Here is a 17,203-nt window from a genome sequence, read left to right as displayed (position 1 = left end):
TGACAATAGTATTACTTTCCTTGAAACCAATAAAAGAAAAGGAGAAATTGAAGAGAAAAGAAATGATGAGGCTAATGAAGAATCAGCTGTAATCGAAATTATTTATAACGAAAAAGTTATTGAAAATGTTCTTTTGCTACATAACAACCAATTTCTATCTTTTGACTTTTCAACAAACCTTTTTTTAAAAGTAGACGAAATTGAACTGTTAAAGAAAATCATCTCAGATGAAAATATCCCAAAATACACAAATTCTTTAAAAATGCTCTATAAATTGGCTGATTACCTTGAAGTAGAAGTAAAAAACGTTCCGTTAGATTACGTGCTTGCCTTATATGTGCTTGATCCAGACTTGAATGATTTTGCAGTTAAGAATTATGACAAGTTTCTTAAAGATGTGCCATCATTCTCTAACAAATTTGAAGAGATGAAATTTATATTAGATTATGCAAATGAAATTATTGATACCTTAAAAAAAGAAGGTTTATTTGAAGTATACAAAAATATAGAATTGCCTCTTTTAAAAGTGCTCTTCTTGATGGAAAAGAAAGGAATAAAAATTGATACAAATTGGTTTACAAAGTTAGATATGGAAATTAACGAAGAAATCAACAGAGTTGAACAAGAAATATATAAACTTGCTAATATTTCCTTTAATATTTTATCGCCCAAACAACTTTCTTCAGTATTATTTGATGTGCTTGGTATTACTCCACCAAAGGATTTTAAAGGAAGCACAGGGGTTTCCATTCTCTCTGAGATTGTTGAATCTCACCCTATTATTCCACTTATTTTAAACTACAGACACTTAGTAAAACTTAAAAACACCTACATTAAACCAATACCCTCTCTTGCTTCAAAAGAAAACAAAAGGCTTCATACAATTTTTCATGAAATTGGCACTGCGACTGGTCGGTTAAGGAGCACAAACCCAAATCTTCAAAACCTTCCTATTAAAGATAGTTGGGGTATCAAAATACAAAAAGGTTTCATTGCAGATGACGGTTTTAGCTTAATAAGTTGCGACTACTCTCAAATTGAATTAAGAATCTTAGCACATTTATCAGAAGATGATAAACTCATAGACGCCTTTTTGAATGGTGAGGATATACACAGAGTAACTGCAATGGAAATATTTTCCTTAAGAAAAGAAGAGGTTACTAAAGAAAAAAGAGATTTTGCAAAGACAATTAACTTTGGAATTATCTATGGTATGTCGCCTTATGGACTTGCTAAACAAACACAAATGACTAAAGAGGAAGCAAAAGACTATATTGAACGTTATTTTAAAAAATACCCAAAAGTCCTCGAATACATTGAGAAATCTGTCGAATTTGCAAGAAAAAATGGGTTTGTTAGAACAATTTCAGGTAGAAGAAGATTTATAAAAGATATAGAAGTAGAAAATAACAATATTAGAGAAAGCACAAGAAGAGTTGCTATAAATAGCCCAATTCAAGGAAGCGCTGCAGATATAATAAAATTGGCAATGGTTAAAATAAATGAAGTTTTAGGTGAGGACGCTAACATTCTTCTTCAGATACATGATGAGCTTATTTTTGAAGTTAAAGATGAGAAAATAGATATGTATATACCAAAAATTAAAGAAATTATGGAAAATATTGTTTCTTTAAAAGTTCCTTTAATAGTTGATATTGCCTACGGGAAAACTTTAGGAGATGTTAGGAGCGTCTAATCTATGAAAGTAATCGGACTTACAGGCAACATTGCTTCGGGCAAATCTGCTGTAAGCAAATTTTTAAAAGAGTTAGGTGCAGAAGTTATAGATTTGGATAGTCTTGCAAAATCTTTACAAGATTCAAATTACTTAGGGGTAATTGACAAGATTAAACAAACTTTCGGTGACAAAGTTATTTTATATGATAATATTTTAAATAGAAAACTCCTTGCTAAAATTGTATTTCATAATAAAGACGAACTCAAGAAACTAAACGATATAATGATTCCTGTTCTAACAGAAAAATTAATTTTAGAGATTGAAAGGCATAGAGAAATAGGAACAAATTTTTTAGTTTTGGATGCAGCCATACTATTTGAAGCAGAGTGGGACAAATTAGCCGATATTACTGTTGTGATATGCATACCAAAAGAATTACAGCTAAAAAGACTAATAGAACGTGAACAAATTGACGAATTTGAAGCACTTGCAAGAATCAATGCACAGATGCCAATTGAAGAAAAAATTAAAAAAGCCGATATTGTCATTAAAAATACAGGAACCATAGAAGAATTAAAAGAAAAGGTAATCGAAGTGTGGAAGAAAAAAATACTTTCTACCTAAGTTATTCAAAAATATCAACTTATATAAAGTGCCCATTACGCTACAAATTTATATATGTAGATAAATTGCCAACTGAAGTTAAACCATACTTTAGTCTTGGTAATTCTGTGCATAAAGTCCTTGAAAAATTTTACAGTCCGAACGAAAATTTTATAGTCCTTAAAAAGCTTCCATTTCAATATCTCCTCGAACTTTTTGAAGAAAACTGGATAAGTGATGGCTACAAAACCCAAAAAGAAGAAAATAATGCTAAAGAGAAAGCAAAGAAGATGTTAATTGGATATTACAAAAAGCATATTTTTGGTTTTAAACCTGCTTATGAAGTAGAAACTAATTTTTCTTTCCCTTTTTTAGGAGTGGAAATGAAAGGACGACTTGATAGAGTAGATATGATTTTAAATAACTTCATTATCATCGATTATAAAACAAATAGTTTTTTAGAAGATTCTTTTAGAGAAGAAGAGATTTTGCAACCAATTATTTACAATATGGCTGGTAATTACAAGTATGGAGCTGGAAGAATAAAAAAAGTGAGTTTTCACTATTTAAGCAAAGGTAAAAATATCGAATTTGAAATCTCAAATTATATGATGGAAAAAAGTAAAAGAAAAATTGGAGAGATACTTGATAACATATCAAAAGGAGTATACCCTCCTAAAATTAACGGAACTTGTGAAAGTTGTGAGTTTAAGAAGATCTGCGAAGCTTACGCTCTTTCAAAATTATCTCATAAACTTCGTTAACAGCTTTATCTAAGATATCATTGACTACAACATAATCATAAATGTATCTTTCTTCAATTTCTTCTCTCGCTCTTTTTGCCCTTTTTTCAATTTCATGTTGGTCCTCGGTGCCCCTCTTATTGAGTCTTTCCAAAAGCACATCAAAACTAGGTGGCATAAGAAATATTAGTAAAGCCTCGTCGTAAACATTTTTAATTTTTTTTGCTCCTTGCACATCAATTTGAAAAAGCACATCTTTCTTATCTGTAAGACCAAGTTCAATATATCTTTTTGGAATTCCATAGAGATTCCCGTGCACTACTGAGTATTCGACTAGTTCATTATTCTCTATCATTTTTGTGAATGCATCTCTCGTTAGGAAAAAGTAATCAACACCATCTTTCTCGTATTCTCTCATTGGTCTTGTAGTGCAAGTTATTGCTATCTCAAATTTATCATCAAGTTTTACAAGTCTTTTAGTAACAACTCCCTTTCCCACTCCAGATGGGCCTGAAATCACTATAATCAATTTTGAGCCTCCAAAATCTTAATTGCTTCGTTTAATACTTGATCTTCTTCTAACTGCGGATTATTTTTTATTTCAATATCCGGAGTAATTCCGACTTTATTGATACTTTCTTTACTTGGTAAAAGATACTCTTCAACAGTAATTTTAATTGAGTTTCCGTAAGGTAAAGGAAATATCTGTTGAATCACACCTTTTCCAAAAGTCTTCTCACCAATAATTGTTCCTACCTTATAGTGCTTAATGGCTCCTGTTAGTATTTCAGAAGCACTTGCTGTTCCTCCATCTACAAGCACAACAAGTGGAATATTAAGTTTATGTCCAGAGAAAGTTAATGGTGTTAATTTTTCACTCCTATCCTTTGTGTACAGAAGTACTCCAGAGGGTAAAATTTCTGATGCAACTTTCTCACACTCATCGAGTAAACCTCCAGGGTTTCCTCTGAGATCAAGTATTATACCCGAAACACCTCTTTCCTTAAATTCATTTAAAACGTCATTAAATTCTTCGCCAAGCCCTTGAGAAAACATAAAAATACTTACATACCCAATTTTACCGTTATCGTAGTATTTCGTTTCAACTAAAGGAATATTTATTTTTTCTCTAATTATTTTGTAGGTTAATTCTTTGTCATTTCTTCTAACAAGAAGGTTAACTTCCGTTCCAATTTTACCTTTAACTAAAGCGGCAACTTCATCAAGAGATAGGTTATTAGTTGATTTACCGTCAACTTTTACTATTATATCTTTCACTAACAAACCAGCCCTCTCCGCTGGGGATCCTTTAAACACTGTAGAAATTACAGGATATTTAGTGGTCTCATCAAACTTAATAACAACTCCAATTCCTGCATACTCGCCTTTAACTTCCTCCTGAAGTACTTTAGTTTCCTCAGAGTTCATAAATACGGTGTAAGGATCGGAAAGTGAATTTACCATCCCTTTTATTAATTGTTCCTCAGTGATAGGTTTATAAAAATCAGACAATAAATAATCAGCAATTCTTGTAAGAAGAATATGTTGAGAAGTAGTGCTAACCCCAATTGGGTACTTAAAACCTATGAAATACCCAGCAATAAAAGAACCTAATACAACTAAAACTAATGCTAATATAAAATTTTTTTTCATTGCAGCCTCTTATTTATAGTACGAATTTTTTAAAATTCTTGTATTTCTCTAATTGACTTAAATACTCAGAGTATTTTTTGTCGTTCATAAGTGCATGGGTAAATTTCTTTCCTAATTCAACACCTGGCTGATCAACAGGATTTATATTAAGCATTTCTCCTAATGATAGCACTTCTAATTCAAAGAAATATAAGAGTTCACCCAATGATTCTTCATCAATTGTAGAAACTTCAATTGATAAATTTGGTTTACCTGCCTCAGTTAACGCTGCTTTTGTTGCATAGTATTCTTGCTTAAGTAATTCAGAATAGTTCTTATTCAAAAGAAATTCTACATCCTCTTTTTGAATAAATTCACTTCCTTTAATTTTATAATTTTTGTTTTTTTCTTCAGGAAAAACAAAGATTACCAATTTATCATAAGGACCTTCAATAAAAAGTTGCAAAGTGGAATGCTGGTGATATGCACCTCTTGCTACAACCGGGGTAATACCAACATTTACAACATCACCTTCTTTTGAAAACTTTTTACCTATGCTTTCAGCGATAAGCTGCTCATACCACTTACCCAAATATTCAAGGCTATCTGAATAAGAGAATAGCACATTTATATTTACATTATGCTCTTTAAATAATTTATATTGCACAAATGGCAAAATTAAAGCAGCCTCTTCTAAAACATCCGATGTTTCAAAATGCTCTTTCTTTTTTTTGGCTCCATATAGCAATTTTTCAATATCAAAGCCTTCGAAGGCAGTAGAGAACAGACCAACGGAAGATAAAACAGAGTATCGACCCCCAACAAGAGGGTCTATAGGGAAGGCTTTTATATCAAATTCTTTTGCTAACGTTCTTAAAAAACCTTTTTCAGGATCCGTAGTAAATAATACATGTTTTTTGATATCAAGATTCCGTTGTTTTAGAAAATCAAAAATGAGAAGCAGATTCAAAAGCGTCTCAGAAGTAGAACCAGATTTCGTGATAAAATTAAAAAAAGTCTTTTTTAAGTCAAGATTTGAAAGAAGCGTAAGGTTGGTATCGGCATCTATATTGTCTATAAAAAATATTTTTTTAGTATTTTCTAAATTTGTATAGATATTCGATAATCCAAAGTGCAATAGTTCATTACCAACAACAGATCCGCCCATTCCAACAACAACTAAATTATCAAATTGTTCTCTAACTGACTTTGCATACTCTTTTATTTCCTGCAAACTTTTTTGCATTGTGTCAACCAATACCAAGGGGTAATAACTAGATAATTCTTTTCTTATAACATTTTCTTTAATTCTAAATAAAAAATCGCTATTATTAACTATTTCATCTTTTCTAATACCAAACTTTCCTACATTTTCTTCTAATACATTGGTAAAATCAACTATCATGTACCCTCCATTGCTAAATTAAATATTTTGTTTGCTAAATTATTCAAGTTATATAGTTTCTCCAAGGAATCACTCTCACAGTAGATTCTTAACTTGGGTTCTGTGCCTGAAAATCTGAATAAGATACCACTTTCATCTTTAAAAGATATTTTTATTCCATCAGTTTCATCAATTTCTTTATAATCCAAAAAGTCTTTATTTTTAACAATGTAATCTTTAAGTAAATTATTCGCTTTTTCTTTCAAGCTTTCATCAAAAGCAATGTCAATTCTATTGTTGTCCACTTCACCAAATTCTCTGAATAGGTCGTTCTGTAGTTCTTTTAGGGTTTTCCCGAAATGTGATACAATTTCCAACACCAAACCATTTATAAGTATTCCGTCTTTTTCAGTAAGCCAACCTTTAAGTGATGCACCGCCACTTTCTTCTCCTCCAAAAATTGCCTTACCTTCATAAAGCGCTTCACCAATGTATTTAAAACCAACAGGTGTAACAATAGCATCAAAACCATTTTTTCTTGCAATTCTATCAAGTAATGATGTTGTTGAAACTGTTCTTACAACATTCCCCTGCATCCCACGAACTTTAAGTAAATAATAATAAATAATGGAGAGTATTATGTTTGGAGGAATAAAACTTCCATCTTTATCTATAAAACCAAATCTATCTGCATCACCATCTGTTGCAATACCTATATCTGCCTTTACATTCAAGACTTCTTCAGAAAGTTCTTTCAAATTTGCCTCTATTGGTTCTGGGTGAATTTTACCAAAAAAGGGGTCTCTAATTCCGTGAATCATTGTGAAATCTGTAATATTTGAAAGTAGTTCAGGGACAAATCTTCTTCCGGTGCCAAAAAAAGGTTCATAAACAACCTTAAGATTTTTAGCTTTTATTTTATCAACATCTATAAGCTTCTTAAGATCAGAAATATAATCTGTTTTGGTTAAAATCTCTATCAAGTGAGAATCCAAAGCTTCGTCAAATTTTAATGAATTTATTTTTGTGTTTTTTGAGAATGCCTCATCAATATATTTCTCAATTTTTTGAGTTTCTTCGGGTAGAGCAGGTTCTCCAATTTTGTTTGAGAATTTTAGCCCATTATACATATAATCGTTGTGGGATGCGGTAAAATTCAAGCCGCCATCTAATTTTTTAGTTATAACTTCATAAGATACAACAGGAGTTGGGATATCACCTTGTGAATACAGCACTTTTATACCATTATATGCAATAATTTCAGCTGCAGATTTTGCAAAATCTTCCGAAAGAAAGCGCGTATCATATCCCACAATAACACTTTTACCTTCAATCTCTTTAAGATACTTAACTATTCCGTAAACTGCAAATTTAACATTCTCAAAAGTGAAATCGTCTGCAATTATTCCTCTCCAGCCAGATGTCCCAAATTTAATTTTCATTCCTTATTTCCTCGTAAAGTTTTAAATATTGTTTTGCAGAATTTTCCCATGAAAAGTTACAATCCATAGCAACTCTCTTTAATTTCATCATCATGTCTTTATTTTTAAAGAGATTAATTACATACATAGTTAATTTTTCTAGCTCTTCTCCTGAATATTCTTCAAAGGAAAAACCATTTCCACAACCTGTTATCTCTGAGAAGTTATCGACAGTATCTTTCAACCCCCCTGTTTCATGCACAATTGGAAGCGTTGCATATCTTAATGCTATCATCTGACCTAAGCCACATGGCTCGTATTTTGATGGCATAAGGAAGAAGTCTGAAGAAGCATAGATTTTGTGTGCAAGGCTTTCGTCAAATGTAAGGAATAGTTTAAATTTTTCTGGGAAAAGTTCACTTAAAGTTTTTAGTTTTTCTTCCAAAGGTTTTTCACCTGTTCCAAGAATTACAACGTTTATGTTTTCCTTCAAGAGTTTAGTAAGAGCTTCAGTAAGTATATCAACTCCTTTTTGTGATGCAAGTCTACTAACCATTCCAAAAAGAGGGAATTCTAAATTTTGCAAACCTATTTCATTTAAAAACTGTATTTTGTTGTCTTCTTTCAATTCAAGTGTTTGTTTGTTAAAATTCTTATAAATAAAGGTGTCGGTTTCTGGATTCCAAATATCGGTATCAATTCCGTTAAGTATTCCTATTAAGTCTTTTTTTCTAGTTGAAAGGATTCCTTCCAACCTTTCTCCAAACTCTTTAGTGAGGATTTCTTTTGCATATGTTGGGCTCACAGTGCTTATTTTATCTGCAAACACGATCCCTGTTTTCATAAAACTTAGCGACCCATAGAATTCTACTCCATCAATTGTAAAATATTTTGGATCAATTCTTAATTTTTCTAAATAATCACTTTCAAAATTGCCCTGGTATGCAAGATTATGAATGGTAAATAAAGTCTTTAATTTCAAACCTCTATCTTTTATGAATAATGGCAAAAGTCCAGTTTGCCAATCGTTCAAGTGTAAAATATCGGGTTTTAGATCTAATAAGATAATGGTTTCAAGAACAGCCTTATTAAAGAAGCCAAATCTTAAGGCATTGTCAATGTAATCAACCCCTCTTTCACCATAAAGTCCATCTCTTTCAAAATATTCATCTTGTTCAATCAAAATTGCATTTCCGTTGTCGTATAGTTTAAAAATATTCGCAAAACCTTTTACCTTTTTTCCATCAATCTCTACAGAAAAATCAAATTTGTCTACTGGGTCTTTAAAAGTCTCTTTTGTTTTTTTGTAATAGGGCGAAAAAAGGTATGTTTCTTCCCCCATATTTGAGAATACCTTAAATAGTGCACCTGCAACATCTGCTAAACCGCCCGTTTTAGAAAAAGGAACTGCTTCACTTGATACTATTGCGATTTTCATATGTTTTCCTCCTTAGCTTTACGTAAGAATTCTGCTGCTTGCTCTGGAACCATTGGATTAATATAAAAGCCAGAGCCCCATTCAAAACCGGCAAGTTGAGTAAGTCTTGGCACAATATGTATATGGAAATGGTAGTATGAAATATTCAAATTATCTAACGGTGAAGTATGGATATAAAGATTATAAGGAACATTTTTGACGGCCTTTTCTAACATCTTAAGCGAATTTTGTAAAGTTTTTGCAAGTAGTTTAATCTCTGCCGATTTAATTTGACTAAAATCAGAGATATGTTCTCTTGGTAAAATCATAATTTCAAAAGGCACAGTTGCTGCAAAAGGAACAAAAGAAACAAATTTCTCGTTTGAATCAATGATCCTTTCTGTATTTTCCAATTCGTTTTCTACAATATCACAGTATATACATCTTTCCTTGTATTGGTAGTATTTAAGAGCCATATCCATTTCCAATTTCACAACATCAGGTAAAACAGGTGTAGCAATAAGTTGAGAATGTGGATGCTCTAAGGATGCACCAGCCTTTTTCCCTTTGTTTTTAAAAATAAGGATGTATTTCAAACGAGTGTCTTTTCTTAAATCAAGCATTCTCTCTCTAAACATCCAAAGTATCCTTTCAACTTGATCAAGCGGAAGAGTACTAAAAGAATCATAATGGCTTGTGGATTCAACAATTACTTCGTGTGCCCCAACTCCGTTCATCATATCGTAAATACCCAATCCATGCCTGTTTAACTCACCTTCTACTTTTAATGCAGGATACTTATTGGGAATGGTCCTAACGAACCAACCAGGTGAGTTTGGTAAAGTTCCCTCTTTTCTATCCGCAACTATCTCAGGCGGTGTCATGCTTTCATTACCTTCACAAAAAGGACAACCTTCAGGTCCTTTTACTGTATCTTCTTCACTTTTAAAATCAGTTGGCCTCAATGCTCTTTCTGTTGCTATAATTACCCATTTTCCAGTTGTAGGGTCTCTTCTTAATTCTGGCATTTAAACCTCCTATCTTCTTTTAATTGGAAATAACAAAAAATCTTTAACTTCTTTTCCTTCCAAAAGTAATGATTTAATTAATCTGCTTCTAAAAAGTGAGTCAAACTCAAAACCTACCTCGTTTTTATGAAAATCTGAATACCACCAAAAATAGTCACTTGCTTCTGCTCGATAAATCTCATTCAAGAGATCATTTTTTGATACTTCATTTCTCACTTCGGTAAGATGCATCCAGGCAGTATTTGATTCTTCATCACCGACCCATGTATCGAAATATCCATTAATCCAAGAACCTGGTTTGATATTACTCAATTTCACAGAGGCCACTCCTTCGCTTCCAAGAAGTGTATCAGTTTCTTTAAAACTTCCAAAAAACGATTTCAAGAAATCAATACCGTAATCGGGAAAATATTCCCATGGATTTTCTCCATCAAGGATAAGTATTAATTTTTTATTCATTTTAGCTTCATTCTTCAAATCATTTATTGCTTCAGGTGGTTTCATCTTATTATAAACAAACCCAATCTTGTCTGAAACAGAGTGGTTTCGTAAAAACAAGGTCATATCTTTATAGGAATAAATACCCTGACTTAGATTAAAAGGTTTCACAAGTAATTCATCACTTCCTATCCATTTAATGCCATTCTCTTTAAGAAGGTCGATTGTTTCGTCTGATATACTTCCTTCTGCTGGCCACATTCCTTGAGGAGTTATCCCAAAAATCTCTTCTGCTATTTTAATTGACTGTTTTATATGCCAGTTTGCATCATTAATAAAACCAGTTACTATATCAGGAACAATTGCCGTTTCCTTACTCTTTTTTGCTGAGTTAATATCAAGTAGCAGAGGAAGTATAGGGTGATGAAACGGAGTAACAGTAATTTCTATTTGTTTCCTTTTAAGTAATCCTATGTAAAGCCCAAATAATTCTCTAATAATTCTTGTCTCTAAGTTTATAAGAGTTTTTTTATCATCTTTTGTAAAATTGCTCCCTTTCTTCCTTAATTCTATGACCTCTTCATCTAAAGGAGAAAAGGCAGAAAGTTTAAAAATTGTCTGATAGTCTAAAATCTCGCTATTAGTTAGCTTTTCTCTGTATTTAATTTTTTCCTTTAACTTAAGGAAAGTTTCATTTTTAAAAGTTATTGGCACGTTAAATTTTAAAAAAATAAACTGTTTTTCACTTGGCGAGAGATATTCTGGGTCTTTTTCTTCAAGAATCTGAAAATAGTCCTTTTCGCCATCTATGTATCTTTTTAACTGTTCTAAAAGAATGCCAGAAAAATTAATGTTAGCTTTAAAACTTGAATCTTTTAACAACTTAGGCACTGAATAATACCCATTTAAAGAATGCCTTCTAACCCAAGGCAGAATTATTTTGTTTGTTATGCTTTCCTGATAATCAGGTTGATGCATGTGCAACCACAAAAAAATCTTGTTGTCCATTTTTCCTCTTTTATTTGTTTTTTGTTATTAATATACTATAATATTATACAAAATCCGAATTTATTACAAAATATAAAAAATGAGAGGTGAATCTATGGCAGAAGTAAGATTGGTAAACGTTGTAAAAAGATTCGGTAATGTCATCGCTGTCGATAATGTAAATATAGATGTAAAAGATGGAGAATTCTTAGTTTTACTTGGTCCATCGGGCTGTGGAAAAACTACAACACTTAGGATTATTGCTGGTCTTGAAGAGGTAACGTCTGGAGAAGTGTACATTGGAGATAGACTTGTAAATGATGTACCCCCTAAAGACAGAGATATCGCAATGGTGTTCCAGAACTATGCCTTATATCCTCACATGAATGTATTTAAAAATATTTCATTTGGACTTGAATTGAGAAAAGTGCCTAAAGCAGTGATTGAAAAAAAAGTCAAAGAAGTCTCCGAAATGCTTGGTATTGATAATCTCCTTAACAGAAAACCAAAAGAACTTTCCGGTGGACAGAGACAAAGAGTTGCACTTGCTCGTGCAATTGTTAGAGACCCAAAAGTATATCTCATGGATGAACCACTTTCAAACCTTGACGCCAAATTAAGAGTTCAGACAAGAGGAGAACTAATAAAACTCCATGAAAGACTTGGGGTTACAACAGTTTATGTCACACACGACCAGGTTGAAGCAATGACTCTTGGAGATAGAGTTGTAGTAATAAACAAAGGAGTTGTACAGCAAATAGGAACTCCAAAAGAAGTGTTCGATCATCCTGCAAATAAGTTTGTAGCTGGTTTTGTTGGAACTCCTCCAATGAACTTCTTTAATGTTAGAGTTGAACAAGAGGAAGAAAATATTGTTTTAAGAGGTTCTGATTTTTCACTCACAGTTCCTAAGGATTTTGCAGCAATACTTAAAAATGCGAATATTCAAGGTAGAGAAGTAATTTTAGGCATTAGACCTAAAGATATCTTCCCAAAAGAAGAACTCATTGAATCTCAAAAGGGTAATGTTCAAGTATTGAAGGCACCAATTGATTTTGTTGAAGTCATGGGCTCAGAAACATTTTTACATTTTAGATTAAACGGTTCACTTTCTGTTGCAAGAGCCTCTGCAAACACTTCTTATAAAATGGGTGATACAATTGAATTATTTGTAGATGTAAGAAATATTCATGTCTTCGATAAAGATACAGAAACTGCTTACTTTTAATGCATGTGGGGATTTGTAATATAAATTTAGTTGTATTTAACTCTGCCTCTTTGAAGCAAAAGAGACAAGTGGTCCAGAGTTTAACTGCAAAAATAAGGAATAATTTCAATGTTGCCATAGCAGAAGAAAATAACGATAGTTGGAAAGATGTTTCTCTTACAATTGTTAGTGTGAATAATGAGGCGCCATACTTATTAAGCACACTTTCAAAAATCGTGGATTTCCTAAAAAGGGATTTAAGAGTTTCTGTTTCAGATTATAATATAGAAATTCTTTAAAGGAGGAAAAATGAAAATCCTTTACAATGGAAATATTGTCACCTTTAACCATAGCGAACCTTTTATAGTAAATGGTGCAGTAGTTATTGAGGAAGGCAAAATTGTTGACTTTGGTAGTTCTTTTGCAATGCTCAGCAAGTATAAAAACGCAGAGCTATTTGATCTTGATGGAAATTTTCTTGTTCCAGGATTAATTAACACACATATGCATCTTTACAGCACTTTTGCAAGAGGCTTTGGATTTAATGGCGCAAGTCCATATACCTTTCAAGAAATACTTGAACAAATCTGGTGGAAACTTGATAAACTACTTACAACTGAAGAAGAAATTTATTATAGTGCCTTACTTCCAGCAATAGAAGGCCTAAAAGCAGGAACTACCACAGTAATAGATCACCACGCCTCTTTTGGTTTAATTAATGGTTCCCTTGATATAGTTGAGAAAGCTTTAAAAGACGCTCAAATAAGAGGAGTATTGGCCTATGAAACTTCTGACAGATGGGGAGAGAGTTTAAGTAAAGAATCTATCCAAGAAAATATTAGATACATTAAGAAGAGTAAAAACGAAGATTTTTTTAATGCCTTGTTTGGACTACATGCTTCTTTTACCCTTAAGGACTCCACATTAGAAAGTGTTGGTGAAATTGGAAAAAGTCTCGGTGTTGGTTTTCATATACATGTAGCAGAAGGAATTGAAGACCTTGAACACGCATTAAAAACAAGTGGAATTAGGACTGTTGAAAGATTAAGCAAGTTTGGTATTTTAAAAGATGGGACTCTTGCTGTTCATTGCATAAATATTAACGAAAAAGAAATGGATATCTTGAAAGAAACAAAAACCACAGTAATACATAATCCTGAGTCAAACATGAATAATGGAGTAGGAGTTGCCCCTATATTGGAGATGGATAAAAAAGGTATTTTGATAGGTTTAGGAACAGATGGATATACTCCTTCAATGATAGAATCAGTGAAAGTTGCTCATATACTACCAAAATTGGCTTACAAAGATCCAAGAGTGGGTAGCGATCTTGCTTACAGAATGCTTTTTGAAAATAATCCAAAAATTGCAAATAGATTCTTTAAAGCAAAAGTAGGTACAATTGATCGTGGTGCTTATGGAGACTTGGTTGTATTAGACTACAAACCTCCAACTGAAGTAAACGATAAGAATTTCTATTATCACTTAATTTTTGGAATAAGGGAAAACTCAGTTAAAGATGTTTTTGTGCATGGAAAACAACTTGTTAGTAATCGTCATCTGAAAGAACTTGACGAAAAAGAAATAACTATGAAATCAAAAGAAGTAGCAAAAGAATTTTGGAGGAAATTCTAAGATTATGGATACGAAAACTCTGACAAATATTATTGATGTTGCAAGGAGGAAAAAACCTGCAGATATTTTAATTAAAAATGCAAATATAATAAACGTATTCAATGAATCCATAGAAAAAGGAAATATTGCTGTTTCAGATGGTTTTATTGCTGGAGTGGGAAATTATGAAGAAGCTACAACTGTTTATGATATAGAAGGTCGTTATGTTGCTCCAGGATTTATAGACTCCCATATGCATATTGAAAGCACAATGCTTATACCTCCCGAATTTGCTAAGGCAGTGATTCCACTTGGGACAACTACTGCGGTTGTTGATCCACATGAAATTGCAAATGTTGCTGGAATTTCTGGGATTCAATTTATGGTTAACTCTTCAAAAGATCTTCCTATTGACATTTACTTTATGCTTTCAAGCTGTGTTCCCGCAACGAATCTTGAAACTTCTGGAGCAACACTTTACGCTGAAGATCTTGCAATTTTAAAAGGGAAGGATAGAATTCTTGGCCTTGCAGAAATGATGAATTATCCAGGTGTAATTAATAAAGACTATGAAGTACTTCAGAAAATTTTACTTTTTCATGACGGACTTATCGACGGCCATGCACCAACTTTAAGCGGATACGATTTAAATGCTTATCTATCAAGTGGAGTTCTTGCTGATCATGAATGCACAACAAAAGAAGAAGCCTTGGAAAAATTAGCACATGGAATGTGGATAATGATTAGGGAAGGATCTGTAACAAGAGATACGCTAAATTTACTTCCTATAATAAGTAATGAAACTAAACATAGGATCTTATTATGCACGGATGATAAACACCCTGAAGATCTAATATCAGAAGGGCACATTAATTTTGCAATAAACTTACTTGTAAAAAATGGAATTCCGCTACCACAAGCAGTGAGATTTGCAACGCTTAACCCATCTCTATTTTTTGGTTTTAGACGCTTAGGTGGAGTTGCTCCTGGTTTTGTTGCAGATTTAGTTGTGTTTAAAGATCTCCAAAAAATTGAATTAGTTTTTAAAAAAGGCAAACTTGTAGCAAAGGAAGGTAATCCACTGTTTGAAGTTGAAGAACCAAAGCACGATAATGCTGTTAAGAATACAATAAATTTAAAAACTGCAACTTTTGAACAGTTAAAAGTGGAAGGAAGGAATAAAAAAATACGGGTAATAAGTATAAAGCCAGATTCAGTAGTGACAGATGAACTCATTTATGAACCAAAAATAGAAAATGGCTTAGTTGTATCTGACACTGAAAGAGATATTATAAAAATAGCAGTCTTTGAAAGACACAAAGCAACTGGAAAAGTAAGCGTAGCATTTTTAAAAGGATTAGGACTAAAATACGGTGCTTTTGCTACGTCTATTGCCCACGACTCCCACAATATTATAGTTGCAGGAGTAAATGATAAAGATATGCTCCTTACCGTTAGCGAACTTGAATCAATTGGTGGGGGTATTGCCCTTGCAAAGGATGGACAAGTTTTAGATTATATTGCCCTCCCGTATGGTGGCTTGATGACAAACATGAGCGTCCATGAAGTTGCAAAAAAGATAACTGAACTGCATAGAATTGCCCATTCAGAATTAGGCATATCTCACCCCGATCCTTTTATGGCATTAGCGTTTATGTCTCTTGCTGTTATCCCAAAATTGAAAATCACTGATTCAGGCCTTGTTGATGTTGAAAAGTTTACTTTTGTTGACCTATTTGTTTAATGAGAGGCATAACAATGATTATTAAGAACGCTAATATTATAAAAGAAGGAAACAAACTTGAGCAAGTCGATATTTTGATTGAAGAAGGCAAAATTAAGGAAGTTCAACCAATCAACGTAAGAAAAATTGATTCTAAAGAAACTGAAATTATTGATGCAACAAATTTAGTTGCATTTCCTGGTTTTATTGATGCGCATGTCCATTTTGATGATCCAGGCTATACTGAAAGAGAAGATTTTTATACTGGTTCAATGAGTGCAGCTAAAGGTGGAGTTACAACAATTATTGATATGCCTTGCACTTCAATACCCGAAGTAACTAATCTAAAAAACCTATTCTATAAACTGGAAATTGTATCTAAAAAAGCTTTTGTTGATTTTGCATTTTGGGGTGGTGTAAGAAAAGACCAAATCGCAACAAATGAATATGCCCAGACAATTAAAGATCTTGCTAAAGAAGGTGTTGTAGGTTTAAAGGTCTATACAATCTCTGGAATGAAAACTTACCCTAGCCTAAATACGGAAGAGTTGGCAAAAGTTTTTAATGAAGCAAAAATAAACGATCTTGTTGTTGGAGTTCATGCAGAAGATCTTGAATTAGTAGATTATTTTACCAAAAAAATGTATGAAACTAATAGAGTAGACCCAAAAGCATGGACTATTGCAAGAAATTATGAAGCTGAGGCGATTGCAATTTTAAGAAGTATTGCACTTGCAAAAGAAATTAAGAACAAACTACACATTGTTCACCTTTCTACAAGTTTAGGTCTAAAATTAATAGAGATGGCTAAAGAAGAAGGTGTTGATATTACAACGGAGACTTGCCCTCACTATCTTATCTTTAACGAAGATGATTTAGATAAGATTGGCCCAATTCTTAAAACTGCTCCTCCTGTAAGGAAAAAAATCGATTCAGAATACTTGCTTGAAGGACTCAAAAATGGCACTTTGGACTTTGTTACAACAGACCATGCAGGTGGTATCTTCCCCAAAGAAAAATCACAGGACAGTATCTTTGATAACTACGCAGGCATTCCTGGAGTTCAAACCCGTTTCAATGCGCTTTTTACTTTTGGATACTCTTCAGGGAAACTCACTTTAGAAGATTTAGTAAGAGTATTAGCTAAAAACCCTGCAAAAAGATTTAACTTAAATTCGAAGGGTGAAATAAAGGTCGGTTTTGATGCAGATATTGTCCTCGTAAATCCATTTGAATCTTATATATTTGACGCAGAAAGAGACCTTTTATGTAAAAATAAATATTCACCATTCAATGGTTTTGAATTTAAAGGGGTTATTGAAAAAACC

At 32.6% G+C, this 17,203-nt stretch carries 15 protein-coding genes; 8 read left to right on the top strand and 7 right to left on the bottom strand.

From position 1 onward, the window contains the following. From K6343_03855 to K6343_03845, 3 genes are all read left to right on the top strand, one after another. Positions 1-1,696: hypothetical protein (locus tag K6343_03855; GenBank protein ID MEF3245098.1), on the top strand; the 1,696-nt coding region annotated here is incomplete at its 5' end. A gap of 3 nt (positions 1,697-1,699) precedes the next feature. Beyond that, on the top strand, positions 1,700-2,302 hold the full coding sequence (gene coaE, locus K6343_03850; GenBank protein MEF3245097.1) for a dephospho-CoA kinase: 603 nt from the start codon (positions 1,700-1,702) through the stop codon (positions 2,300-2,302). Further along, entirely contained in the window at positions 2,275-3,045 is a 771-nt protein-coding gene (locus K6343_03845; protein MEF3245096.1) for a PD-(D/E)XK nuclease family protein, read from the top strand. The genes coaE and K6343_03845 overlap by 28 nt, the downstream gene beginning before the upstream one ends. Here the strand turns inward: K6343_03845 and gmk are convergent. From gmk to K6343_03810, 7 genes are read right to left on the bottom strand one after another with little or no spacing between them, the layout of a single operon-like run. Continuing rightward, entirely contained in the window at positions 2,990-3,553 is a 564-nt protein-coding gene (gene gmk / locus K6343_03840) for a guanylate kinase (GenBank protein MEF3245095.1), read from the bottom strand. The two genes, K6343_03845 and gmk, sit on opposite strands and share 56 nt — an antisense overlap. Next, positions 3,550-4,677 carry a S41 family peptidase gene (locus tag K6343_03835; GenBank protein ID MEF3245094.1) on the bottom strand — a complete coding sequence of 376 codons (1,128 nt, stop codon included), beginning with the start codon at positions 4,675-4,677 and terminating at the stop codon, positions 3,550-3,552. Before K6343_03835 ends, gmk begins: the two co-directional genes overlap by 4 nt. 13 nt (positions 4,678-4,690) lie before the next feature. After that, a complete protein-coding gene (locus K6343_03830; GenBank protein ID MEF3245093.1) occupies positions 4,691-6,061 on the bottom strand; it encodes a hypothetical protein in 1,371 nt (456 codons plus the stop codon). Further along, the gene (locus tag K6343_03825) at positions 6,058-7,482 is read right to left on the bottom strand and encodes a hypothetical protein (GenBank protein ID MEF3245092.1); all 1,425 of its coding nucleotides are present in this window, start codon (positions 7,480-7,482) and stop codon (positions 6,058-6,060) included. Before K6343_03825 ends, K6343_03830 begins: the two co-directional genes overlap by 4 nt. Continuing rightward, on the bottom strand, positions 7,472-8,899 hold the full coding sequence (gene glgA, locus K6343_03820; GenBank protein ID MEF3245091.1) for a glycogen synthase GlgA: 1,428 nt from the start codon (positions 8,897-8,899) through the stop codon (positions 7,472-7,474). Before glgA ends, K6343_03825 begins: the two co-directional genes overlap by 11 nt. Then, positions 8,896-9,906, bottom strand: coding sequence for a galactose-1-phosphate uridylyltransferase (gene galT, locus K6343_03815; GenBank protein MEF3245090.1), 1,011 nt, complete (start codon positions 9,904-9,906; stop codon positions 8,896-8,898). The genes glgA and galT overlap by 4 nt, the downstream gene beginning before the upstream one ends. Before the next feature lie 9 nt (positions 9,907-9,915). After that, entirely contained in the window at positions 9,916-11,352 is a 1,437-nt protein-coding gene (locus tag K6343_03810; GenBank protein MEF3245089.1) for a hypothetical protein, read from the bottom strand. 94 nt (positions 11,353-11,446) lie between these two features. Between K6343_03810 and K6343_03805 the strand changes: the two genes are divergently transcribed. The 5 genes from K6343_03805 to allB all read left to right on the top strand — a co-directional run. Beyond that, the gene (locus K6343_03805) at positions 11,447-12,559 is read left to right on the top strand and encodes an ABC transporter ATP-binding protein (GenBank protein MEF3245088.1); all 1,113 of its coding nucleotides are present in this window, start codon (positions 11,447-11,449) and stop codon (positions 12,557-12,559) included. After that, positions 12,559-12,837: a DUF503 domain-containing protein gene (locus K6343_03800; protein MEF3245087.1), complete on the top strand. Its 279-nt coding sequence runs from the start codon at positions 12,559-12,561 to the stop codon at positions 12,835-12,837. Before K6343_03805 ends, K6343_03800 begins: the two co-directional genes overlap by 1 nt. 10 nt (positions 12,838-12,847) lie before the next feature. Next, entirely contained in the window at positions 12,848-14,173 is a 1,326-nt protein-coding gene (gene ssnA / locus K6343_03795) for a putative aminohydrolase SsnA (protein ID MEF3245086.1), read from the top strand. Between the two features lie 4 nt (positions 14,174-14,177). Then, the gene (gene ade, locus K6343_03790) at positions 14,178-15,896 is read left to right on the top strand and encodes an adenine deaminase (protein MEF3245085.1); all 1,719 of its coding nucleotides are present in this window, start codon (positions 14,178-14,180) and stop codon (positions 15,894-15,896) included. Between the two features lie 14 nt (positions 15,897-15,910). Then, on the top strand, positions 15,911-17,203 hold a 1,293-nt coding region (gene allB / locus K6343_03785), incomplete at its 3' end, for an allantoinase AllB (protein MEF3245084.1).

It is taken from the genome of Caldisericaceae bacterium, from assembly GCA_036574215.1.
In the GTDB taxonomy this organism is placed as follows: Bacteria; Caldisericota; Caldisericia; order Caldisericales; family Caldisericaceae; genus Caldisericum.
Note: the sequence above shows the minus strand (reverse complement) of the source record. Positions and strands in the feature narration are given on the sequence as shown.